The following is a 21,189-nucleotide window of genomic DNA, read 5'->3' as shown; positions in this document are numbered from 1 at the left end:
TGCCTGTTCAGACGGTGAGGAGGGTGGCGGGTGCGGGTGCGGGGGCGATGAGGGCCCAGACGAACTTGCCGACGCCGCCGGCGCGGGGGCAGCAACCCCACTTCTCGGCCAGCTCGTTGACGAGGAGGACGCCGCGTCCGTGTTCGTCGTCGGGTGTGGGGGTGTGGAGGGAGGGTCGGCCGGTGCCGGCGTCGTGGACTTCGAGCCGGAGGCGGTCGTTGGCGAGGGCGAAGTGGACTTCGATGAGGCGGTCGGTGGGGGCGTCGGCGGTGTGTTGGACGGCGTTGGCGAAGAGTTCGCCGAGGAGGAGTTCGGCGGTGTCGCGGTAGCGGTCGCCGGTGGGGAGTGCGGCGAGGTAGGCGCGGAGCAACTGCCGTGCGATGGGGGTGGATTCGGTGCGGGAGTCCAGGCGGGCCGCGAACGGGCGGGGGCGGTGGGCGGTACGGATTTTGAGCATGGCGGGGCACCTCGGGGGGCGGATGGGGGAGCGCGAGGGTAGTGCGCAATCACGCTGTGCATGCGAATGATTGCGCTCTGGTGTCAATCATCGAGTGTCCAGAGGTACGGTGATGGTCGAAATCGGGTGCCAGGGGCACGTGGTGCGTGAGGGGGCCGGCTGTGGCACATCGGCGGTTCAAGCGGGAGTTGACGGTCAGTTCGGCCGAGCTGTTCGGCGAGGAGCTGCGGTTCTACCGGGAGCTGGCCAGCTACACCCAGGAAGAGCTGGGCAAGCTGCTGCACTGCAGCCGGACGAACATCACCCGGTACGAGACCGGTCAGCGCCGCATGCCGCCGGAACTGGTGGAGAAGGCCGATGAACTGCTCAACACGGGCGGTGCGTTGAGGCGGCTCTGGGGGAAGGTGGACTGGAACGCTCAGGTTGAACACCCGGATTGGTTTCAGACCCATGCAGACATGGAGTCCGAGGCGCTCGGTGCCCGTGTCTACCAGTGCGGATACATGCATGGCTTGCTGCAGTGTCGGGAGTATGCGTAGGCGCTGTTTGCGGCTGGTGGTTCGACAGCGCTGATTGAGGAGCGAACGACTGCACGATTGGCTCGGCAGCAGCGGTTCCTCGTGCAGGACGGCCCCTTACTTCTGGCTGTTCTTGACGAAAGTACGATTCGGACGGTCATCGGCGGGCCCGAGGTGATGTATCGGCAGATGGAACACCTGCTGGCCATCTCAGAGCTATCGAACGTGATCATTGAGATCGCGCCGTTCGCGGACCGTAGGACCGTCATCCCCACGTCGATGGTCCTACTGGAGATGCCCGACGGGCAGAACTACGTCTACTCGGAGAGCTTGGATCGAGGGCATCCGAGCAATGATCCGGAAGTCGTCGCTGCACACCGGCGCGTCTATGATCGGCTTCGCAGTGAGGTACTCCCAGGGAGTAACTCGCTTGCGCTGATCCGTGATGCGCTGGAAGGGTACAAGGATGACGCGAAACGAGCTCGCCAGAGCCGTCTGGCGGAAGAGCAGCTACAGCGCTCCCAACGGCGGAGACTGCATCGAGGTGGCCCCCGGATTCCCCGGCCTCGTCCCCGTGCGTGACTCCAAGGACCCGCAGGGCCCGGCTCTCGTTTTTCCGGCCGCCGCCTGGGAAGCCTTCGTGATGGCCGTCCGTGAGGGCGACTTCCTAGCGTAAGACCTCCGAGGAGCTGGCGATGGTGACCTGGCGCAAGAGCAGCTACAGCGCGGATCACGGGGGTGAGTGCGTCGAGGTGGCCCTCGGATCTCTTCCGGGCGGCGTCCCCGTGCGTGACTCCAAGGACCCGCAGGGTCCGGCTCTCGTTTTTCCGGCCGCGGCCTGGGAAGCCTTCGTGATGGCCGTCCGTGAGGGCGACTTCCCGACGTAAGTCTCCAAGGAGCTGGCGATGGTGACCTGGCGGAAGAGCAGCTACAGCGCGGGCGACGCGGGCGAGTGCATCGAGGTGGCCCTCGCGTGGCACAAGAGCAGCTACAGCGGCGACGATGGGGGCGAGTGCATCGAGGTGGCCCTCGGATCTCTTCCAGCCGGCATCCCGGTGCGCGACTCCAAGGACCCGGGCGGGCCGGTCCTCGTTTTCCCCGCCTCGGCCTGGACGTCCTTTCTCTCCTCCGTCCAGGCCGGTGACTTCCCGGAGCAGTGATCCGCTGACGGGGGCGCGTCGCCTTCCGTGTGCGCCTGCCGCCTCCTGAAACGCGCCTTCTGACCAGGCGAAACGTGGATCGGTCCCTACGCTGGGTGTCGGCCCGCCAGCCCCGTCGAAGGACCGCGTATGCGCCGCTCCCGTCTCCTGCTGTCCCTGGCCCTGTCCGCCGTGACTGCCTCCGCCCTCGTCGCCGCCGATGCCGCGCCGGACGGGCAGGACGGGCCGGTCCCGTCGGTCAGCCTGCCGGTGCTCCGCGACCCGCAGGCCCAGCAGAAGCTCCACCGCATGACGGACCCGGTGCAGGACTGGGTGGAGTCCGGCGACCGGGCGGCGGACGGCTACGCCGGGACCGTGATCGATGCGTCGAACCAGCACGCCGACATCTACTGGAAGGGCGAGGCCCCGGCCGAGGTCCGGGCGCTGCTCGACGCGAACGCCGGCCCCGGCTACACCGTCGACGTTCACCAAAGCCCCTACTCCCGTGCCGAGATGCGTGCCGCGATCGACCGGTTCACCGCCGCTGTGGCGCCCGAGACATGGACGTCGATCGGCCCGCAGGAGGACGGCACCGCCATCGCGATCACGTACGTGCCGACGAAGGCGACCCGGCCGACCGGCGGCGCCACGACCGAGCAGGCGTACTCCCGGATGGCCGCCGAGATCGCCGGGATGCCGGTGACGGCCACCGCCGAGGGCATCCCGGCGATCTCGGCTGCCCTGCTGGATCGACGGCACGCTCGACGACCTGCTACGCGCAGGTGCTCTACGTGCCGATGACGCCGGTGGTGAGCCAGATGGGCTTCTCGATCTCCTGACGGCAGCACGAGCGGGGAGCCCACCCTCGCCGAGGAGGGGTGTCAGTTCCGCGGGTTGAGGCGGCGGGTGGGTTCTGCCGTCGACGGGTCCTCGGGCCAGGGGTGGCGGGGGTAGCGGCCTCTCAGCTCTGCGCGGACGGCGCGGTAGCCGTTGTGCCAGAAGCTCTCCAGATCGCCGGTGACGGCGGCGGGGCGCCCGGCGGGCGACAGCAGGTGGATGGTGAGGGGGACGCGGCCGGCGGCCAGGGCGGGGGTCGCCGTCCAGCCGAAGAGTTCTTGCAACTTGACGGCGAGAAAAGGGCGTTCGGTGCTGTAGTCGACTCGTATCTTCGAGCCGGACGGCACGGTGATGCGCTCGGGGGCCAGCTCGTCCAGGCGGCCTGCCTCGCCGGTGGCCCAGGGGAGCAGGCGTTGCAGGGCGGCGGTCGTATCAATGCGGGCGAGGTCGGCGCGGCGACGGGCGCGGGACAGCTCGGGCTCCAGCCACTCCTCGGCGCGTTCCAGCAGCGCGGCGTCGGAGACGTCCGGCCAGGGTTCGCCGATGGCGGAGTAGAGGAAGGCGAGGCGTTCGCGCAGGCCTGGGGAGGGCCAGGTGAGGAGGGCGGAAACGCCCTCGCGGGCCAGGCCTTCGAGGATGGCCGTCCGGACGAGGGCCCGGTCGGGGCGGTTGAGCGGCTTCTCGGCGAGTTCGATCGCGCCCAGCGACTCGACCCGGCGGGAGACGACCTCGTCGCGACGGGTGTCCCAGTGGACTTCCTCGCGGGATTCGAGCAGCGAGGCGCCGGCGAGCCGAGCGGTGTCCTCGTCCAGTGCCGCAGCGTGCAGGATGCGGGCGGAGTGCGAGCCGGCCGGGCGGTCGGCGGCTGCGATGGCGAGCCACGGCAGTGCGCCGAGCGCAGTACCGGGGGCGAGTTCGGCGGCCGTCCCGGAGGCCATCAGGTACGGGCTGCGCTCGCCGGGGGCGGGGCGCTCTACCCGGGCGCGGGCGATGCGTTCGGGGAAGGCGAGGGCGACGACGAGGCCGGCGGCGGTGGTGTCGGGTAGTTGGGTGGCGGGTTCGGAGCCGGCGGCGCGCAGGAGGCGGCGGACTTCCTCGCGCCAGCGGCCGGCGTACGGGTCGCTGGAGGAGCGGACCGCCCGCCAGACCGCGCCGAGGTCGTCGCCGAGGGCGCGCGGCGGTTCTTCGGAGAGCAGGGCGACGACCTCGGCCGCTCGACGGGCGCCGACGGCAGGGGCCCCGTCGACGAGCGCGCGCCCCAGTCGGGGGTGCAGCCCGGTGCGGGCGAGGCGGACGCCGCGCTGGGTGGACCGGCCGTCGGTGTCGACGGCGCCGAGGGCCTGGAGGGTCTGCCGGGCGGCGGCCATCGCCCCGGCGGGCGGGGCGTCGGGCAGGGCGAGGCCGGTGGCGTCCGGGTCGCCCCAGCAGGCGGCCTGGAGAGCGAACGTGGTGAGGTCGGCGAGGGCGATCTCGGGGGTGGGGAAGCGGGCGGCGAGCGCGTCCTCGGCCTCGTTCCAGCAGCGGTAGACGGTGCCGGGGGCCTCGCGGCCCGCACGGCCGGCGCGCTGGCGGGCGGCGGCGAGCGAGGCGCGGACGGTGACCAGGCCGGCCAGGCCCCGGGCGTGGTCGGTGCGCGGTTCGCGGGCGAGTCCGGCGTCGACGACGACGCGCACGCCGGGCACGGTGAGCGAGGATTCGGCGACGGCGGTGGCGAGCACGACGCGGCGGCCGTCCGAGGGGGCGAGGGCGGCGTCCTGGACGGCCTGCGGGGCACGGCCGTGGAGTTGCAGGACGTCCGCCGCCACCGTGGACAGCTGTCCGGCGACACGGCTGATCTCGCCGACGCCGGGCAGGAAGCAGAGCACGTCGCCCTCCTGTTCGGCGAGGGCCCGCCGGACGGTGGCGGCGACGTGGTCGAGCAGCGCCGGGTCGACCCGGGTGCCGTGGGCGGGCCGGACGGCGCGCGGCGGCGGCGCCCACACCGTCTCGACCGGGTGGGAGACCCCGTGCGCCTCCACCACCGGCGCGCCGCCGAGGAGTTCGGCCCAGGCCGCGGTGTCAGAGGTGGCCGAGGCGCAGACCAGCCGCAGTTCGGGCCGCAGTGCCGCCCGGACGTCGAGGAGGAACGCGAGCGCGGTGTCGGCGTCCAGGTGCCGTTCGTGGCACTCGTCGAGGACGACCACGTCCACCCCGGGCAACTCCTGGTCGCGCTGGAGCCGTTGCAGCAGCACCCCGGTGGTGACCACCTCGACCACCGTCTCCGGGCCGACGCGACGGTCTCCGCGCACGGTGTAGCCGACCCGCCCGCCGACGGCCTCGCCGAGCAGCCAGGCCATCCGCCGGGCGGCGGCCCGGACGGCGAGCCGGCGCGGTTCGGCGACCAGCACGCGGAGCGTCGGACGCTCGGGATCGAGCAGCCCGGCGAGCGCGAGCGGCACCAGGGTCGTCTTGCCGGTGCCGGGCGGGGCGGCGAGGACGGCGGTGCCGGGCCCGTCCAGCGCGTCGTGCAGTGCGGGTAGGGCGCTGCGGACGGGCAGTTCGCGCCAGGCGGGGTTCAGCGAGCCGGGGTTCGGCAAGGCGTCAGCCCCATTCGGCGAGGCGGGGTTCGGCAAGGCGGGGTTCGGCAAGGCGTCAGCCCCGTTCGGCGACGAAGATCGCGGTGCCGGGGATCAGCCGCCCGCGCAGCGGGGACCAGCCGCCCCACTCCTGCTCCAGGCCGGCCGGCCACTCGGGCTCGACCAGGTCGGTCAACCGGAAGCCGGCGCCGACGAGTTCGCGGACCCGGTCGCCGATGGTGCGGTGGTGTTCGACGTAGCTGGCGCGCCCCTGCTCGTCCTCTTCGACGTAGGGGGTGCGGTCGAAGTAGGAGGAGGCGGCGGTGAGGCCCTCGATGCCGGGCTCGTCGGGGAAGGCCCAGCGGATCGGGTGGGTGACGGAGAACACCCAGCGGCCGCCGGGGCGCAGCACCCGGTGCACCTCGCGCATCAGGGCGGTGGTGTCGGCGCTGAACGGGACGGCTCCGTAGGCGGAGCAGGCGAGGTCGAAGGAGGCGTCGGCGAAGGGCAGGACGGCGGCGTCGGCCTGGACGACGGCGACGGGGGTGGCGCCGCGGCCGAGGTCGATCCGGCGGGAGTGCTGGAGTTGGCGGTGGGAGATGTCCAGGGCGACGGGGCGGGCGCCGCGGCCGGCCAGCCAGCGCGAGCACTGGGCGGCGCCGGCGCCGATCTCCAGCACGTCCTTGTCCGCGATCTCGCCGAGCAGGTGGGCGTCGGCCTCGTCGAGGCCTTCGGGGCACCAGGTGAAGCGGTCGTCGCCGAGGAACTCCCCGTGCTCGTCCTGGTACTCGTCGGCGTTGCGGTCCCACCAGTGCCGGCTGGCCCGGCTGCTCTCCCCGGTGCCGGCCGCGCGCCGTACCGCGTCGTCGCCGTCGCCGTCAAGATCATGCAGGTCGGACTGGGGGGTGGTGGCCACGGTGATAATGCCCATCGCGTAGGGTGTGGAGTGCGGAAGCGCCGCTGCCGAGACCGGGCCCGTCAAGGACCCGATCCTGGCGGTGGCATCCGGGGAAGGGCCCCCTTCGGGCGCCACCGCAAGGTGCGCAATCGGAGGATATGGCCTGATCCATACCGGGCTCCACCGTCTTGCCGCTCTTGGCGTTGACCGTGCCTGGCCGTCCCCGTATGCTACAAGTTGCGCTGCGGGCCTGCGCGCCTCAGACGGAGCAGGTCGCGCTCGCATCTGTCGAAGACCCCACGGTCGCAAGACGGACGCCGGATTTCTCGCTGTGCGGGAATGCCGGTGCGCCGTGTTCTTGGCTGTCCGGCTTTCGGTGGGAGCGATACGGGCCCTCCGCGTGGCATTACCTACGACTTTCATGTCCGTACCGGAGCCCTTTTCCTAATGACGAGCCCCACCGACTCCTCCCTCAGCACCACCCCGCAGGTCGCGGTCAACGACATCGGCGACGCCGAGGCGTTCCTCGCCGCCATCGACGAGACCATCAAGTACTTCAACGATGGCGACATCGTCGAGGGCGTCATCGTGAAGGTCGACCGTGACGAGGTCCTCCTCGACATCGGTTACAAGACCGAGGGCGTCATCCCGTCCCGCGAGCTCTCGATCAAGCACGACGTCGACCCGCACGAGGTCGTCGCCGTCGGTGACAACATCGAGGCCCTGGTTCTCCAGAAGGAGGACAAGGAGGGTCGTCTCATCCTGTCCAAGAAGCGCGCTCAGTACGAGCGTGCCTGGGGCACGATCGAGAAGATCAAGGAAGAGGACGGCATCGTCACCGGTACCGTCATCGAGGTTGTCAAGGGTGGTCTCATCCTCGACATCGGCCTCCGTGGCTTCCTGCCGGCCTCGCTCGTCGAGATGCGCCGCGTCCGCGACCTCCAGCCCTACGTGGGCAAGGAGCTCGAGGCCAAGATCATCGAGCTGGACAAGAACCGCAACAACGTGGTCCTGTCCCGCCGTGCCTGGCTGGAGCAGACCCAGAGCGAGGTCCGCCAGACCTTCCTCACCACCCTGCAGAAGGGCCAGGTGCGCTCCGGCGTCGTCTCCTCGATCGTCAACTTCGGTGCCTTCGTGGACCTGGGTGGCGTCGACGGCCTGGTGCACGTCTCCGAGCTCTCCTGGAAGCACATCGACCACCCGTCCGAGGTTGTCGAGGTCGGCCAGGAGGTCACCGTCGAGGTTCTCGACGTTGACATGGACCGCGAGCGCGTCTCCCTGTCGCTGAAGGCGACCCAGGAGGACCCGTGGCAGCAGTTCGCCCGTACCCACCAGATCGGCCAGGTCGTTCCGGGTAAGGTCACCAAGCTGGTTCCGTTCGGTGCGTTCGTCCGCGTGGACGAGGGCATCGAGGGTCTGGTCCACATCTCCGAGCTGGCCGAGCGCCACGTGGAGATCCCGGAGCAGGTCGTCCAGGTCGGCGACGAGATCTTCGTCAAGGTCATCGACATCGACCTCGAGCGTCGTCGCATCAGCCTGTCGCTCAAGCAGGCCAACGAGGCGCTGGGTGCCAACCCGGCCGAGGTCGAGTTCGACCCGACCCTGTACGGCATGGCTGCCTCGTACGACGACCAGGGCAACTACATCTACCCGGAGGGCTTCGACCCCGAGGCGAACGACTGGCTGGCCGGCTTCGAGAAGCAGCGTGAGGAGTGGGAGCGCCAGTACGCCGAGGCGCAGTCCCGCTTCGAGCAGCACCAGGCCCAGGTCATCAAGAGCCGTGAGGCCGACGCCGAGGCCGCTGCCGAGGGTGGCGACGCTGTCGCCGCCGCTGCCGGTGGCTCCTACTCGTCCAGCAGCGACGAGGGCTCCGGCGCTCTCGCCTCGGACGAGGCCCTGGCGGCCCTGCGCGAGAAGCTGGCGGGCGGCCAGAGCTGAAGCTCTGACCTGCTGCCAGTACCTGGCGCATAGCTGAACGGTGGGCCCCACCCGGAGAAATCCGGGTGGGGCCCATTTCGTTTTCCGCCTTTGGCCGGGGCCTTTTGTTTCACGTTCTTTCGTTTTTCGCCTTCACTTATTTGTGGTTTATGTGAAGGAATTATGTGAGATGTGGCTCATTGTCCGTCTATAGGTCGAACACCGGGTTGCACCTACATTGAGGGGAGCTGCCCGAAAGGCCTCCTTCATGCGCAACGCTCCCACCGCTGCCGGCGACCCCGCGGTCCCCGGGCGGCTCGCCGCCCTCGGCCGGTTCTGCTTCCGCCACCGCCGCTGGGTGCTCGGCCTCTGGGCCGTCGTCCTGGTCGTGGGCGTGCTGATCGGCGGCCGGGTCTTCGAAGGAACGGTGGCCGGCGCCTCCTCCGCCACCGCCGAAGCCGACCGGGGCAGCGCGGTGGTCGCCGCGACCGACCCGGCCCGCGGCACCGTCACCGCCGTCGTGGACGGGAAACCGGTCGACGACCCGGCCGTACGGGCCGCCGTCACCAAGGCCACCGCCGACCTCGCCGCCCTCCCCGGCGTCTCCTCCGCGCTCGACGCCTACGGCGCCGGCCCGGCGCCCGCCGCACTGCGCTCCGCCGACGGCACCGCGAGCCTGGTCACCGTACGGATGGCCGACACCAGCACCTCCGCCCAGACCGACGCCGTCACCCAGCGCCTCGCCGCCCTGAACGGCGAGGCCGGTGCCCACGTCACCGTCGGCGGGGACCTGGTGCTCCAGGACGAGGTCAAGAAGCAGACCGAACAGGACACCCGCTTCGGCGAGATGGTGACGCTGCCGCTCACCCTGGTCGTCATGGTGCTGGTCTTCGGCGGCCTCGCCGCGGCCAGCCTGCCGGTGATCGGCGCGGTCGCCTCGGTGGGCGGCGCGCTGCTGGCCATGTTCGGTTTCAGCCGGATCATGGACATCGACACCAGCGTGCTGCCGATCGCCACCGTGCTCGGGCTCGGACTCTCGATCGACTACGCGCTGCTCATGGTGAACCGCTTCCGGGAGGAACGCGGGCACGGCGCGGGCATCGCCGCCGCCGTCGAACGCACCGCCGCGACCGCCGGGCGCACCGTCGCCTTCTCCGGCCTCACCGTCGCCGTCGCGCTCTCCGGCCTGTTCGTCTTCACCAGCCCGGTGCTCGGCGCGGTCGCCGCCGCGGGGGTGAGCGTGGTCGTGATCGCGGTCGCCGCCGCGCTGACCCTGATCCCCGCGCTGCTCGGCTTCGCCGGCTCCCGGATCAAGGCGCCCGCCGCGCCCGTCCCCGACGAGGGCTTCTTCAGCCGGACCGTCCGCCGGGTCGGCAAGCGGGCGGTGCCGGTCGCGCTCGCCTGCGTCGCCCTGCTGATGGCCGCCGGCGCACCCTTCCTGCACGCCGACATGCGCAACTCCGGCGCCGCCGTGCTGCCCGCCTCCTCGGCCGGGCGGCAGGTCGCCGACGCCGTCGACCAGCGCTTCCCGCAGGCCGCGGCCGCGCCGATCACCGTCGTCGTCGAGGGCGGCGCGCCCGTCGCCCAGGCGTACGCGGACGACATCGTCGCCAAGCTGCCCGGGGTCGCCGGGGTGCGGGCGGTGAACCCGGTGAGCGACTCGGTGTCCACCGTCGACGTGCTCGTCCACGGCGACCCGCAGGGCCACCAGGCCAAGCAGGTCGTCCAGGAACTGCGGGACGACCGCGGCGGGCTGAAGACCTACGTCACCGGCGGTGCGGCCTCGGTCGTCGACTTCAAGGACGAGCTGATGTCGCGGGGCCCCTGGGCGCTCGGACTGGTCGCGGTCGGCACGCTGGTGCTGCTCTTCCTGATGACCGGCTCGGTGGTGATGCCGGTCAAGGCGCTGCTGATGAACCTGCTGTCGCTGGGCGCTTCGCTCGGCGCGCTCACCCTGGTGTTCCAGGACGGCTACTTCAGCGGGCTGCTCGGCTTCAGCCCCACTGGCGGGCTGGAGACCTTCATCCCGGTGCTGGTCTTCGCCTTCGCGTTCGGGCTGTCCATGGACTACGAGGTGTTCCTGCTCGCCCGGATCAAGGAACTGCGGGACAAGGGGCACAGCTGCACCCGGGCGGTGGAGCTCGGGGTCCAGCGAAGTGGCCGGATCATCACCTCGGCGGCGCTGCTGATGGTGATCGTGTTCGCCGGGTTCGCCCTCGGGGACATGCTCATGGTCAAGCAGATGGGCATCGCGCTGGCCGTCGCCGTCGCGGTGGACGCCACCCTGGTGCGCTGCCTGCTGGTGCCCGCCGCGATGAGCCTGTTCGGCGAGTTCAACTGGTGGGCGCCCGCCCCGCTGCGGCGCCTGCACCGGCGCTTCGGGCTGAGCGAGCACGTCGAACTGCCGACCGTCGGCGAGGCGGCCCTCGGCGAGGTGGCTGTCGGCGAGGCGGCCGTGGGCGAGGCGTCCGTCGGCGAGGCGGCCGTCCCGGCCCCGCGGCCGGAGGCCAGGGACCTGGTGGGTTCAGCGCAGTCGGCGCAGTAGGTCGACGCCCGCCCTCAGGGCCAGCCGCTCCTCGGGGGTGAGGCGGGCCTCGATGGCGGTGGCGATCCGCTCCTCCCGGCGGGCGCGCTGCTCCAGCAGGGCGGCGCGGCCCGCTCCGGTCGCGGTGACCAGCAGTTTCCGGCCGTCGGTGGGGTGGGGCTGCTGGGTGACGAGCCCGGCCTCGGTCAGCAGGGCGACGGTGCGGGCCATCGACTGGTGGCGGACGCGCTGGTGCTCGGCGAGTTCGGCGACGGTGCAGGCGCGTTCGTCGCGGACGAGGAGGCCGAGGACGCCGGCCTGGTTCTGCGGCAGCTCGTCGCCCGGGCGCAGGGAGCGGACCAGGTCGCCGATGGCGGCGCGCAGCTCGGCGGCGAGTTCGAGGGTTTCGGGAGCCGGACTGTTCATGGGAGAAGCGTACCGGGAATCTCCACAGCAAAACTGTGCAGTCCTGCTGTATGGTCGGCCGCATGAGGATCACCAAGTTCGGACACGCCTGCGTACGCCTGGAGCACGACGGGACGACCGTCGTCGTCGACCCCGGGGCGTTCACCGACCCCGCCGCGCTGACCGGGGCCGACGCCGTCCTGATCACCCACGAGCACATGGACCACTTCGAGGAGGCCCGGCTGCGCGCCGCCCTGGAGGCCGACCCGGCCCTGCGGGTGTGGACCAACAGTGCGGTGGCCGCCCAACTGGACGGCGTGGCGCAGCGCGTCACCGTGGTCGGCGAGGGCGACGCCTTCGAGGTCGGCGGGGTCGGGGTGAGTGTGCACGGCGAGTGGCACGCGGTCATCCACCGGGACATCCCGCAGGTGAAGAACATCGGCTTCCTCTTCGACGGCCGGCTGTTCCACCCCGGCGACGCCTTCACCGTGCCGCCGCACCCGGTGGACACCCTGCTGCTGCCGCTCGCGGCGCCGTGGAGCAAGGCCGGTGAGGTCGTCGACTACGTTCGGGAGGCGGGCCCGCGCGTGGCGGTGCCGGTGCACGAGGCGACGCTCAGCCCGATCGGGCACATGATCGCCACCCGGCTGCTCGGGCCGGACGGGCCGGGCACCGGCGCGGAGCTGACCGTGCTGGGGGAGGGCGAGAGCCTGGAGCTGGGCTGACGACGGGTGGCCGGTCCATGGCGTCGGCGGTCCGGGCGCCGGTAGCCTGACGCCATGCTGAAGATCGGACTGACGGGTGGCATCGGCGCCGGCAAGAGCGAGGTGTCCCGGCTCCTCGCCGCCCACGGCGCGGTGATCGTGGACTCCGACGTGATCGCCCGCGAGGTGGTCGCGCCCGGGACGGACGGTCTGGCCGCCGTGGCCGCCGAGTTCGGGCCGCAGGTGCTGCGCGAGGACGGTGCGCTCGACCGCCCGGCCCTCGGCGCGATCGTGTTCGCCGACCCGGCGCGGCTCCAGGCGCTGAACGCGATCGTCCACCCGCTGGTGCGCGCCCGGTCCGCCGAACTGGAGGCCGCGGCCGCGCCCGACGCGGTGGTGGTGCACGACGTGCCGCTGCTCGCGGAGAACGGCCTCGCCCCGCTGTACGACCTGGTCGTGGTGGTCGACGCGGCCGACGACGTGCGGGTGGAGCGGCTGGTGCGGCTGCGCGGGATGGCCGAGGAGGAGGCCCGGGCCCGGATGGCCGCCCAGGCCTCGCGGGCGGACCGGCTGGCGATCGCCGACGTGGTGATCGACAACGGCGGGCCGCTGGAGGCGCTCGCGCCCCGGGTCGACGAGGTGTGGGCGGAGCTGGTGAAGCGCGTCGCCGCTGCCTGAGGTTCAGGCGGCGGTCAGCGGTAGGCGGGCCCGGACGGCGAAGCCGCCCTCGGTGGTGGGGCCGGCGTGCAGGGTGCCGCCGAGGTCGTCGGCGCGGGTGCGCATGCCGTCCAGGCCGTGGCCGCCGGAGGGCAGTCGGGGTCCGTCGGGGTCGGCGGTCGTGGCGGGGGAGTTGACGATGTCGAGGCGCAGTCCGTCCGGGTGGACTTCGACGGTGACGGCGACCTCGGCGGCCGGGGCGTGCTTGTGGGCGTTGGTCAGGGCTTCCTGGACGATCCGGTAGGTGGCGTACTGCACGGCCGGTCCGGGGGCGGGCAGTCCTTCGGCGGGGCCGGTGAGGGTGAGGTCGACGGCGAGTCCGGCCTGGCGGGACTCCTCGACGAGGGCGGGCAGTCCGTGCAGTGAGGGGCCCTGGTCGGAGGCCGGGGTGAGGACGCCGAGCAGGCCGCGCAGTTCGGTGAGGGCCTGGAGGCCGAGGGTGCGGATCAGGCCGAGGGTCTCCCGGACGGTGGTCGGGTCGTCGGCGGCCGCGACCTGGCAGGCGCCGGCGTGCAGGGTGATGAGGGAGACGCGGTTGGAGACGACGTCGTGCATCTCCCGGGCGAGCCGGGCGCGTTCGGCGGCGGCGGCGCGTTCCTCGGCGTGCCGGCGGGCTGCTTCCAGCAGCCGGTTGCGTTCGGCGAGCGTGGCGACGGCGCGGGCGCGCTGGTGGGCGGTGAGGCCGAGGGCGAGCGGGACGGTGCCGAAGACCAGCGGGTCCTCGGCCAGGTTGGCGAGGGCGGAGAGACTGCTGACGTCCCCGAGGTCCATGGGGACGAGCAGGCGCACCCCGGCCAGCGCGGCCAGGACGGCCAGCACCCGGGTGGCGCCGCGCCGTGTGGCCAGCCCGTAGAGGGCGACGGCGAGCGGGAGTTGGCCGCCCAGCAGGGTGACGGCGGCGACGGCCGCCGGGTACCGACGGCGGACGGCGAGGGCGAGCGCGCCGGCCGCCACCAGGCCCGCGTTGACCGGCGCCGAGGTGGTCGGCCCGATGTCGGGGTCGCCCGCGGCGAGCGGGACGAGCACCAGCAGCACCAGGGCGGTCGGCCCGAGTGCGACGACCGGGCCGGGCAGGCGCAGCGGCGGGCCCGGCAGCGGCACCGCGGCGAGGGCGGAGTCCAACTGGTCGGCGGCGTCGGTGTGGTGGGCGGCGTGGGGCTGGTCGGTGGACGGGTGGTGCTGGTGACGGGTGGGGTCCAACCGGCCGGTGGGGCGCCGGAGTCGGGGCCGCTGCTGGGTGGGCTGGCGCATGGGGGCATGCTCGCACACCCCGTCCGGCCCGGGGTGGCGAGCGGGCCGCAGTGGCCGGGAACAGCCTGGAATTCGCCTTCCCCGGAAGGGATCATGGTCGGATGGATGATCGTTTCTCTCCCGAGCCGCCGACCGTCGTCCGGCTGCCGCAGTACACCCGCGCCGACCAGGACGAGATCCTCGGCCCCGGCGACGACCCGTACGGCGTCGCCTACACCGGACTGGCCTGGCTGCCCAAGGACATCCACTTCGGCGTCCGGGCCGCCGACGGCCGGCTCGTCGCGCACACCGGGCTGCTGCCGCTCCCGCTCACCGTCGGCGGCACCGACCTGACGGCGGTCGGCGTCGGCGGCGTCGCCGTCGCCCCCGACCGGCGCGGCGCCGGCCTCGCGCAGGCCTTGGTCCGGGCCGCCCTCGGCCACGCCCGCGCCCTCGGCCACCGGCACGCGCTGCTGTTCTGCCGCCCGCCGCTGGCCACGTTCTACCGGGGGCTCGGATTCCGCGAGGTCGCGGAGGAGGTGACGGTGGAGCAGCCCGAGGGGCGGCTGGCGGTGATGCCGCTGCGCACCATGTGGGCGCCGCTGGCGGAGGGCGCCGGGTGGCCGGAGGGGCCGGTGCGGTTGCGCTCGCTGCCGATGTGACGTGCCCTGTGGGGGTGGGAGTGGGGGCGGGGGTTGGGCGGGCGCGGGGCCGGGCGGGGTCACTCCGGCCAGGCGGAGTTCTCGATCACGGCGACGAAGTCGGTCCGCTCGAAGTCCGGGTCGAAGTGGGCGAGGACGTCCGCCTTGACGTTGCCGAAGGCGGTCTCCGGCTTGGGCGCGACGCCGTCGTGGAAGGCGCGCAGGATGCCGCGCTTGAAGTCCGGGCGCGGATGGGCGGCGACCACCGCGTCCCGGTCGGCGGCGGCGAGGTCTGCGTACCCGATGCCGAGCACGTCCAGCTCCACCCCGGCGGTGGTCAGCGCGATCTCCGGCTCCAGGAACTCCGGGATGCCGGGCGTGGTGTGCAGGGCGATCGCCTCCCACACCAGGCGCACCCGCCGCTCGTCCACCCCGTGCCCGCGCAGGAACGCGGCGGCGGCCTCGGCGCCGTCCACCTCGAAGCGCCGACCGGAGGCGTGGTGCTCGGGGCCCAGGCCGAGATCGTGGAACATCGCGGCCAGGTACAGCAGTTCGAGATCGAAGTCGAGCCCCCGGCGGCGGCCCTGGAGGGCGCCGAACAGGTAGACCCGGCGGGAGTGGTGGTACAGCAGCTCGGTGGTGGCGTCCCGGACCAGCTCGGTGGCCTCGGTGGCGAGGCGGCTGTCGGGGATCCGGACTCCGGCGATCTCGGTGGCGGTCATGCGGTGGCCTCCAGAGTGGTGGTGCCCGGGTCGGTGCCCGGGATGGTGGCGGTTCGGTCGGCAGGGGTCGGCGAGCCCGCCGCGTGGGCGACGGCGGCGCCGGCCAGCGCGCGGATCATGGCGTGCGCCCGGGTGCCGTCGCCGGACAGCTCCGGCTGGAACAGCGAGGCGAGGAAGAACGGGTGGTCCGGCAGTTCCAGGACGCGCACCTCGCCCGCGCCGTCCGCGCCGCTGAACCGCAGCCCGTGCGCGCGCAGCCGGTCCAGGTAGTCGGCGTTGAGGCCGTACGCGCAGTGGTAGCGCTCCAGGGTGCGGGTGGTGCCGAGGACGCGCTCGGCGAGCGTGCCGGGGGTGATCGCGACCGCTCCCTCGTGGCCGACCAGGGAGCAGGCCAGCGGCACGATCACCTGCTCGTCCCGCTCCGGGTGCTCCTCGCCGTGGACGGCCCCGCCGAGGCCGCAGACGTTGCGGGCGTACTCCAGCACCGCGTGCTGGAACCCGGCGCAGGTGCCGAGGAAGGGGATGCCGCGCTCGCGGGCGGTCCGGACGGCGGCCAGCGCGCCCGCCTCGCTGCGGTAGGGGCTGCCGGGGAGCAGCCAGACGGCGTCGAAGCCGTCCAGGGCGCCGGGCGCCCCGGCGTCCTCGGTGGGGATCCAGTAGGCGTCCAGGACGAGCTGCTCGCGCTCGGCGAGGGCGTCGAGCAGCCCGGGGATGCGGGCGTGCGAGCGGACGGCGGGGGAGCGGTCGCCGACCAGGGCGATCCGCGGGGTGAGGTAGGTCATGGGGCTATCCTGACCCCGCACCCGAGATCAGCGCCAACGATGATTTCTTACCCATCGATCAGAAGAGTTGATGACTGCCGTGGATCCGCAGCAGCTGCGCACCTTCGTCACCGTCACCCGCCTCGGCTCCTTCTCCGAGGCCGCGCGGGAACTCGGCTACACCCAGTCCGCGGTCTCCCAGCAGATCGCCGCCCTGGAGGCCGACCTCGGGACCGGCCTGCTCAGCCGCCGCCCGGTCGGCCCGACCGAGGCCGGCCTGCGGCTGCTGGAGCACGCGGCGCCCCTGCTGGTCCGACTGGAGGCGGCGCGCGCCGACGTCGCACGCCTGGCCGGCGCCCCGAGCGCCCGGCTGGTGCTCGGCGCCACCCCGCTGGCAGTCGGAGCGACCCTGGGGCGCGCACTCGGCGAGGTGCGCCGGGCCCACCCGGCGGCCGACCTCGTCGTCCGGGTCCTCGCCCAGGACGCGCTGCCCGCCCAGGTCGCCACCGGCGAGGTCGACCTCGCCCTGATCGACGGCCTCGCCGCCCCCAGCGACCCGCTGGCGCTGCCCGACGTCGGCCCGCTCACCACCGTCGCCGTCGACGAGCAGCCCGTCGCCGTCGCCCTCCCGGCCGGCCACCCCCTCGCGGGCCGCACCGGCGTCGCGCTCGCCGACCTCTCCGCCGCCCGCTGGCTCGACGCCCCCGACCTCACCCCGACCGCCGCCCGGCTGCGCGCCGCCGCCGGCGTCGACGGCTTCCGCCCCGCCACCCGCTACCGGGGCACCGACGTGCACGGGCTGCTCGCCCTGGTCGCCACCGGACACGGGCTCAGCCTCCTCCCGGCGTCCGTCCTCGCCGGGGCGCCCGGCGTCGCGTCCGCGCCGATCGCCGCCCCGCGGCTGGTGCACCGCACCGAACTGGTGCACGGCAGCCTGCCGGAGGGGCCGGCCGCGCTGCTGGCGCGGCTGCTGTCGGGCACGCCCTGAGCCCGCGCCCCGGATCGCGCCGGGCGCCCGCGGTGTTTGTGGAGACGCGATCACCGGTCGTTCACGTCCTGGGACTGACGGTGGCCGCTTCGGTGGTGCTGTCATGGGCACAGTCGTCCGGCGAGAGGCCGGGCAAGGCCTAGGAGATCTCCCCACATGATGCTCCGTCAGCGTCTCACCGTCGTCGCCGCGGCGGCCGCCCTCGCCGCCGCCGGGCTCGCGGCCGGCACCGCGCAGGCCGCCCCCGCGAAGGGCTCACCCGTCAAGATCCGTCCGCTCGCGGCGAGTTGTTCGCAGGCCTACCTGCCGCTGCCCGACCCGTCCTGCACGCCGGGCGCCTACAACCCGGACGTCACCCAGGCCACCATCGGCCAGACCATTTGCGTCTCCGGCTGGACCTCCACCGTCCGCCCGCCGACCAGCTACACCAACGCGCTGAAGGCGCAGCAGATCGCGCAGTACGGCTACGTGGACACCAACCTGTCCGACTACGAGGAGGACCACTTCGTCCCGCTGGAGCTCGGCGGCGCCCCGCGCGACCCGCGCAACCTCTGGCCCGAGCCCCGCTACGGCAGCCAGACCGCGACCGGCAAGGACGGCGTCGAGACCAAGCTGAAGAACGCGGTCTGCAAGGGCACGGTCGGCCTCGACGACGCCCGCAGCGCCATCGTGACCGACTGGACCACCGCGCTCAGCAGCCTCGGCCTCTGACCCTTTGGTTTTTGTGCTGGTGCGGCGGTCGGTCCGTCCGGTCCCCTGTGCCGGACGGGCCGACCTGCCGTCCGCCCCGTGCGCCGCCTCGGCGGTGCGCGGGGCCGTCTGTGGTGGTTCTGTGGTGGTGGTCGGGGCGTGGCGCCGGGTCAGCGGCCCGAGCGGGCCGAGTGGCCCGGGGCCGGGCCCGCGGTGGTCCCGGGCCGTGTGTGCGCGGCGCCGTCCGCCCGTTCCCGTTGCCCGGTCGCCTCGCGGATGCCGGCACTCGGCATGGCTGTTCCCTTCCCCCGTACGTTCTGCCGCCCGGCCGCCGGCCCGCTGCGCTCCTCTGTTCCGAGGGGCGGTCGGGGTCGGCTGCGTCGACGGCGGTCGAAACTTATGCCACCGGGCCGCCGGGAGCAAAGCGGGATACCGGCGGGTAGGCCGCCTTCCCCGGCCGCTGCGGGGGCGTTGGTGGTGAACGTGTGTGCGGGCGTGTCGGAAGGTATGGCGGGCCCTCGGCGCCCGACCGGTCGGCGAGACGGCGCGCGGTCGCGGATTCCCCCTGTCGGGCGGGGGTTTGCCGGTCGGCCGCAGCCCCGGCCGACCCGCCCGTGCGGGCCCGCGGCCGGTCGCGGCGGACGACTGATGCCAAGGCTTTCCCCCGACCGGATCCGCCGCCCTCCCGCCGGGCGGCCCGCCTGGCCCGGCCCGGCACGGTGCGCCCCCGGACCGGTGGCGGATCAGGCGTGGGTGCCGGGGACGCCGAGCTGCTGGGCGAGCCAGGGGAGGGCCTGGGCGAAGGTGGCGGCGCCGGTCTGCCAGGTGTGCTTGCCGGAGCCGACGGCGGTGGTGGTGCGGATGCCGTCCTTCCGGGCGGCGTCGTTGAGGGCCCTGGCGGACTCGATCTGGCCGTGCTCCTCGTCGCCCTGCCCGAAGTAGCCGGAGACGCCCTGGTACTTGGGGTGGTGGGCGAGGACGGTCAGCGGGTCGTGGGCGGCCCAGGCGGCCGCGTCGCCGCCGTACAGCTCCTGGACGGTGTGGTCCTTGTCGCCGGTGGAGGGGCCCTTGTCGCCGGAGAAGTCGCCGAAGTGGGTGAAGACGTTGGGGTGTTCGACGGTGAGGTCGACGGCGCAGGTGCCGCCCATGGACCAGCCGGCCACACCCCACTTGTGCGGGTCGGTGGCGGCGTTGAAGGTCTTCTGGACGAACGGCGGGACGTCCTTGAGCAGGTGGCTCTCGGAGTTGCCGTGCGGGCCGTCGACGCACTCGGTGTCGACCCGGAAGCCGCCGGTCGCGTCGACGAAGACGAGGATCGGCGCGAAACCGTTGTGCTTGGCGGCGAAGTCGTCCGCGGTCCTCACGGCGTTGCCGGAGCGGATCCAGTTGTCGGGCGCGGCGAACTCGCCGCCGATCAGCTCCAGCGCCGGCAGCTTCGGCCGGTTCTGGCTGCGGAACCACGCGGGCGGCAGGTAGACGAGCTCCTGGCGGTGGGTGAAGCCGCTGGCCGTGCTCGGGATGTCCACCTGGACGATGCGGCCGGTCTTCGTCTTCCCGTGCAGGGAGCCGAGTTCGGCGAGCGTGATCTGCTCCGGCAGCGGCTGCCCGCTCAGTTCACCGATCGCGTCGTCGAGGGTCGGGTAGTAGCCGGTGGCGATGTTCACGCTGTTGGCGGCGCAGAACAGGGCGAGCAGCGCGGCCGGCGGCGCGAGCGCCCGGCGCCACCAGCGGGCGCCGCGCCAGCCGAACCCGAGCGCGCTGACCGCCGCGACCGCGACCCCGCCCCACAGCCACACCCCGAACGGGATCGGATCGGTGATCCCGGCGAGCGTGAGCACGCCGACGGCGGCGAGGGCGGTGAGCAGCAGCGCCGTCCCGAGGGCGACCGGGCCCCACTTCAGCCGCCAGACCCGGTCCCGCCAGCCGAGTGCGGCCAGGAACAGGGTGAGGGCCACGGCCTGGACGGCCCAGGGGAACCAGCCGCCGAGCAGGGAGACGTTCATCTGGCGGAGGCTAGGGGTGCCGGATGAGAAGTCGATGAGAGGCTGGCAGGTCGCTGGAAGAAGGCTGGGAGCGCGAGTCGATGCACTTGGCGCGGTGTCGTGGACCGGGCGTGGACGTCAATCCGGGGGCGGCCCCGTGCTCGGCATGGGGCCGCCCAGGACAGTTGAGGCTAGCGAGCTGCCGGGAGCTCGCCCGTCTGGACGGCGGCGATGAAGGACTGCCAGGCCTCGGGGCTGAAGCTGAGGGCCGGGCCGTGCGGGTCCTTGCTGTCGCGGACCGGGACGATGCCGGTGATGCTGGCTGCTACTTCGACGCAGTTGTCGTTCGGGTTGCTGGCGCTTGCCTTCTTCCACTGCACAGGGAGTGCGGAGGCGACAGGGAAGTGGGTCACTTGAGCGTGTCTCTCTTCTGTGTGATGAGGTTGAGAGATTGGTCCAGAGACAAGGCGGCTGCCATGATTTCGTCGAACGCCGCTCGATAGACATCGACTTGGTCCGGGTCCTCAACCCAGTCGCTGCTGAGCATTCCGCTGAGCAGAACCAGGTCGAGATCGCGTTGCCGAAACTCCAGGAGTGCGAACGGCCCGGTCATGCCGGGGTGCGGCGGAGCCATGGCCGGCATGACCTGGATCCTGATGTTGGGGAGCCGGCTGAACTGCAGCAGCTTGTCCAGCTGGTCAGCCATCACGCCTGGGGCGGCACTCATGGTCAGGGCCGACTCGTGGATCACGGCCCATAGCTTCAGCGGGTTCTCGGATCGAGTCAGGACGGACTGCCTGTTGATCCGGACTTCGACTCGCTCTTCGACGCTGGGCTTCTTTATGACGCCGCTGGAGATGATGGCGTGAGCGTACTGGCGCGTCTGGAGCAGGCCAGGGATGTAGGCAGACTCGTACGACTTGTTGCCCACGGCAGTCTCTTCGAGGCGGATCAGATCCGTGTAGAGCGGGCTCAACTGCTCGTAGCCCGCGATCCAGCCGGGACGCCGCTTGTCTCGAAGGATCTCGACGAGGACCTCTTTGAGCTCCTCGTCGCACTCGTAGAAGTCGAGCAGCGCGCGGACGACGTCCGGCTTGAGCTGGACGCGGGCGTTCTCGTATCTGCTGAGCTTCACCAGGTTGACGCCGTCGACCTGGGCCGCCACCTCTTCGGCCGACAGGTTCTTGAGCTCGCGAAGTCGCCTGAGCTCGGCTGCGATGCGCCGGTATCGCACGGCTGGTACTGCGACCGCCATCTATGTGACCCCTTCAAAGCTTCCAAGAACCAGTGTGCATGGCGTATGTGATGCTTCGCCACCACCTTCGGGGAGTCTAAGGGCGACGCCTTGCCACTCAAGGTGAAAGTTTTCATATTTGCTCGACTTGCCTTGCGCTTCCGATGTGGCGTGCATCATGCTTTGAGTAACGGAGTGCTAGCTGACTGTGAACGCCTGTGTAGGTCGGTGGGCGCGCATTCCGGCGCCTCGTGCTGGGTGCTGCGCTGG

Annotated in this window: 22 protein-coding genes and 1 pseudogene; 13 read left to right on the top strand and 10 right to left on the bottom strand. The window is 72.5% G+C overall.

The window, feature by feature from the left end:
- Positions 1-7: 7 nt before the first annotated feature.
- Positions 8-457, bottom strand: a complete 450-nt coding sequence (locus A6F73_RS08010; RefSeq protein WP_079135517.1) for an ATP-binding protein — start codon at positions 455-457, stop codon at positions 8-10.
- Positions 458-618: 161 nt separating this feature from the next.
- On the opposite strand from A6F73_RS08010, the gene A6F73_RS42155 reads away from it, so the two are divergent.
- The 6 genes and pseudogenes from A6F73_RS42155 (at position 619) to A6F73_RS07985 (ending at position 2,915) form a co-directional block, all read left to right on the top strand.
- Complete coding sequence (locus tag A6F73_RS42155; RefSeq protein ID WP_063347139.1) at positions 619-996, top strand: helix-turn-helix transcriptional regulator; 378 nt, start codon at positions 619-621, stop codon at positions 994-996.
- Positions 997-999: 3 nt separating this feature from the next.
- A pseudogene (locus tag A6F73_RS42935) lies at positions 1,000-1,407 on the top strand (DUF5753 domain-containing protein); the annotation flags it as partial.
- 34 nt (positions 1,408-1,441) lie between these two features.
- Positions 1,442-1,651 (top strand): DUF397 domain-containing protein, encoded by a 210-nt coding sequence (locus A6F73_RS39155; protein ID WP_159398398.1) that lies wholly within the window; start codon positions 1,442-1,444, stop codon positions 1,649-1,651.
- Between the two features lie 19 nt (positions 1,652-1,670).
- A complete protein-coding gene (locus A6F73_RS07995) occupies positions 1,671-1,862 on the top strand; it encodes a DUF397 domain-containing protein (protein ID WP_063347137.1) in 192 nt (63 codons plus the stop codon).
- An 18-nt stretch (positions 1,863-1,880) separates the two neighbouring features.
- The gene (locus A6F73_RS07990; protein WP_063347136.1) at positions 1,881-2,135 is read left to right on the top strand and encodes a DUF397 domain-containing protein; all 255 of its coding nucleotides are present in this window, start codon (positions 1,881-1,883) and stop codon (positions 2,133-2,135) included.
- 129 nt (positions 2,136-2,264) lie between these two features.
- On the top strand, positions 2,265-2,915 hold the full coding sequence (locus tag A6F73_RS07985; RefSeq protein WP_063347135.1) for a hypothetical protein: 651 nt from the start codon (positions 2,265-2,267) through the stop codon (positions 2,913-2,915).
- 80 nt (positions 2,916-2,995) lie between these two features.
- Here the strand turns inward: A6F73_RS07985 and hrpB are convergent, their stop codons facing one another.
- Both hrpB and A6F73_RS07975 read right to left on the bottom strand, forming a co-directional pair.
- A complete protein-coding gene (gene hrpB / locus A6F73_RS07980; RefSeq protein ID WP_244293327.1) occupies positions 2,996-5,527 on the bottom strand; it encodes an ATP-dependent helicase HrpB in 2,532 nt (843 codons plus the stop codon).
- A gap of 55 nt (positions 5,528-5,582) precedes the next feature.
- Entirely contained in the window at positions 5,583-6,437 is an 855-nt protein-coding gene (locus A6F73_RS07975) for a class I SAM-dependent methyltransferase (RefSeq protein WP_079136224.1), read from the bottom strand.
- A 414-nt stretch (positions 6,438-6,851) separates the two neighbouring features.
- Between A6F73_RS07975 and rpsA the strand changes: the two genes are divergently transcribed.
- Both rpsA and A6F73_RS07965 read left to right on the top strand, forming a co-directional pair.
- Positions 6,852-8,342 carry a 30S ribosomal protein S1 gene (gene rpsA, locus A6F73_RS07970; protein WP_063347134.1) on the top strand — a complete coding sequence of 497 codons (1,491 nt, stop codon included), beginning with the start codon at positions 6,852-6,854 and terminating at the stop codon, positions 8,340-8,342.
- 247 nt (positions 8,343-8,589) lie between these two features.
- On the top strand, positions 8,590-10,866 hold the full coding sequence (locus tag A6F73_RS07965) for an MMPL family transporter (protein WP_063347133.1): 2,277 nt from the start codon (positions 8,590-8,592) through the stop codon (positions 10,864-10,866).
- Here the strand turns inward: A6F73_RS07965 and A6F73_RS07960 are convergent.
- Complete coding sequence (locus A6F73_RS07960) at positions 10,846-11,271, bottom strand: MarR family transcriptional regulator (protein WP_063347132.1); 426 nt, start codon at positions 11,269-11,271, stop codon at positions 10,846-10,848. The two genes, A6F73_RS07965 and A6F73_RS07960, sit on opposite strands and share 21 nt — an antisense overlap.
- Positions 11,272-11,333: 62 nt before the next feature.
- Here A6F73_RS07960 and A6F73_RS07955 point away from each other — a divergent pair, with 62 nt between their 5' ends.
- Positions 11,334-11,975, top strand: coding sequence for an MBL fold metallo-hydrolase (locus A6F73_RS07955; protein WP_063351030.1), 642 nt, complete (start codon positions 11,334-11,336; stop codon positions 11,973-11,975).
- A gap of 54 nt (positions 11,976-12,029) precedes the next feature.
- Positions 12,030-12,632: a dephospho-CoA kinase gene (coaE, locus tag A6F73_RS07950; protein WP_063347131.1), complete on the top strand. Its 603-nt coding sequence runs from the start codon at positions 12,030-12,032 to the stop codon at positions 12,630-12,632.
- Between the two features lie 3 nt (positions 12,633-12,635).
- On the opposite strand, the gene A6F73_RS07945 is transcribed toward coaE, so the two are convergent.
- Positions 12,636-13,922, bottom strand: a complete 1,287-nt coding sequence (locus tag A6F73_RS07945; RefSeq protein ID WP_063347130.1) for a histidine kinase — start codon at positions 13,920-13,922, stop codon at positions 12,636-12,638.
- A 101-nt stretch (positions 13,923-14,023) separates the two neighbouring features.
- Here A6F73_RS07945 and A6F73_RS07940 point away from each other — a divergent pair, with 101 nt between their 5' ends.
- On the top strand, positions 14,024-14,563 hold the full coding sequence (locus tag A6F73_RS07940; RefSeq protein WP_063347129.1) for a GNAT family N-acetyltransferase: 540 nt from the start codon (positions 14,024-14,026) through the stop codon (positions 14,561-14,563).
- A gap of 59 nt (positions 14,564-14,622) precedes the next feature.
- On the opposite strand, the gene A6F73_RS07935 is transcribed toward A6F73_RS07940, so the two are convergent.
- Together A6F73_RS07935 and A6F73_RS07930 are read right to left on the bottom strand one after the other, a co-directional pair.
- The gene (locus A6F73_RS07935; protein ID WP_063347128.1) at positions 14,623-15,264 is read right to left on the bottom strand and encodes an HD domain-containing protein; all 642 of its coding nucleotides are present in this window, start codon (positions 15,262-15,264) and stop codon (positions 14,623-14,625) included.
- Positions 15,261-16,046, bottom strand: a complete 786-nt coding sequence (locus A6F73_RS07930) for a hypothetical protein (protein WP_063347127.1) — start codon at positions 16,044-16,046, stop codon at positions 15,261-15,263. Before A6F73_RS07930 ends, A6F73_RS07935 begins: the two co-directional genes overlap by 4 nt.
- A gap of 70 nt (positions 16,047-16,116) precedes the next feature.
- On the opposite strand from A6F73_RS07930, the gene A6F73_RS07925 reads away from it, so the two are divergent.
- A complete protein-coding gene (locus A6F73_RS07925; protein WP_079135516.1) occupies positions 16,117-17,013 on the top strand; it encodes a LysR family transcriptional regulator in 897 nt (298 codons plus the stop codon).
- 156 nt (positions 17,014-17,169) lie between these two features.
- Entirely contained in the window at positions 17,170-17,724 is a 555-nt protein-coding gene (locus A6F73_RS07920; RefSeq protein WP_063347126.1) for a hypothetical protein, read from the top strand.
- Between the two features lie 722 nt (positions 17,725-18,446).
- Here the strand turns inward: A6F73_RS07920 and A6F73_RS07915 are convergent.
- The 3 genes from A6F73_RS07915 to A6F73_RS07905 form a co-directional block, all read right to left on the bottom strand.
- A complete protein-coding gene (locus tag A6F73_RS07915; RefSeq protein ID WP_063347125.1) occupies positions 18,447-19,706 on the bottom strand; it encodes an alpha/beta hydrolase-fold protein in 1,260 nt (419 codons plus the stop codon).
- A 170-nt stretch (positions 19,707-19,876) separates the two neighbouring features.
- On the bottom strand, positions 19,877-20,098 hold the full coding sequence (locus A6F73_RS07910; protein WP_244293326.1) for a DUF397 domain-containing protein: 222 nt from the start codon (positions 20,096-20,098) through the stop codon (positions 19,877-19,879).
- Positions 20,095-20,940: a helix-turn-helix transcriptional regulator gene (locus tag A6F73_RS07905; protein WP_063347123.1), complete on the bottom strand. Its 846-nt coding sequence runs from the start codon at positions 20,938-20,940 to the stop codon at positions 20,095-20,097. Before A6F73_RS07905 ends, A6F73_RS07910 begins: the two co-directional genes overlap by 4 nt.
- Positions 20,941-21,189 lie beyond the last annotated feature (249 nt).

This window comes from Streptomyces sp. MJM8645 (genome assembly GCF_001625365.1).
GTDB lineage: Bacteria > Actinomycetota > Actinomycetes > Streptomycetales > Streptomycetaceae > Kitasatospora.
Note: the sequence above shows the minus strand (reverse complement) of the source record. Positions and strands in the feature narration are given on the sequence as shown.

Coding starts and splice junctions, on each gene's coding strand:
- A6F73_RS08010 (WP_079135517.1), bottom strand. CDS start 457: ATGCTCAAAATCCGTACCGCCCACCGCCCCCGCCCGTTCGCGGCCCGC.
- A6F73_RS39155 (WP_159398398.1), top strand. CDS start 1,442: ATGACGCGAAACGAGCTCGCCAGAGCCGTCTGGCGGAAGAGCAGCTAC.
- A6F73_RS07995 (WP_063347137.1), top strand. CDS start 1,671: ATGGTGACCTGGCGCAAGAGCAGCTACAGCGCGGATCACGGGGGTGAG.
- A6F73_RS07990 (WP_063347136.1), top strand. CDS start 1,881: ATGGTGACCTGGCGGAAGAGCAGCTACAGCGCGGGCGACGCGGGCGAG.
- A6F73_RS07985 (WP_063347135.1), top strand. CDS start 2,265: ATGCGCCGCTCCCGTCTCCTGCTGTCCCTGGCCCTGTCCGCCGTGACT.
- A6F73_RS07975 (WP_079136224.1), bottom strand. CDS start 6,437: ATGGGCATTATCACCGTGGCCACCACCCCCCAGTCCGACCTGCATGAT.
- rpsA (WP_063347134.1), top strand. CDS start 6,852: ATGACGAGCCCCACCGACTCCTCCCTCAGCACCACCCCGCAGGTCGCG.
- A6F73_RS07965 (WP_063347133.1), top strand. CDS start 8,590: ATGCGCAACGCTCCCACCGCTGCCGGCGACCCCGCGGTCCCCGGGCGG.
- A6F73_RS07960 (WP_063347132.1), bottom strand. CDS start 11,271: ATGAACAGTCCGGCTCCCGAAACCCTCGAACTCGCCGCCGAGCTGCGC.
- A6F73_RS07955 (WP_063351030.1), top strand. CDS start 11,334: ATGAGGATCACCAAGTTCGGACACGCCTGCGTACGCCTGGAGCACGAC.
- coaE (WP_063347131.1), top strand. CDS start 12,030: ATGCTGAAGATCGGACTGACGGGTGGCATCGGCGCCGGCAAGAGCGAG.
- A6F73_RS07945 (WP_063347130.1), bottom strand. CDS start 13,922: ATGCGCCAGCCCACCCAGCAGCGGCCCCGACTCCGGCGCCCCACCGGC.
- A6F73_RS07940 (WP_063347129.1), top strand. CDS start 14,024: ATGGATGATCGTTTCTCTCCCGAGCCGCCGACCGTCGTCCGGCTGCCG.
- A6F73_RS07935 (WP_063347128.1), bottom strand. CDS start 15,264: ATGACCGCCACCGAGATCGCCGGAGTCCGGATCCCCGACAGCCGCCTC.
- A6F73_RS07930 (WP_063347127.1), bottom strand. CDS start 16,046: ATGACCTACCTCACCCCGCGGATCGCCCTGGTCGGCGACCGCTCCCCC.
- A6F73_RS07925 (WP_079135516.1), top strand. CDS start 16,117: ATGACTGCCGTGGATCCGCAGCAGCTGCGCACCTTCGTCACCGTCACC.
- A6F73_RS07920 (WP_063347126.1), top strand. CDS start 17,170: ATGATGCTCCGTCAGCGTCTCACCGTCGTCGCCGCGGCGGCCGCCCTC.
- A6F73_RS07915 (WP_063347125.1), bottom strand. CDS start 19,706: ATGAACGTCTCCCTGCTCGGCGGCTGGTTCCCCTGGGCCGTCCAGGCC.
- A6F73_RS07905 (WP_063347123.1), bottom strand. CDS start 20,940: ATGGCGGTCGCAGTACCAGCCGTGCGATACCGGCGCATCGCAGCCGAG.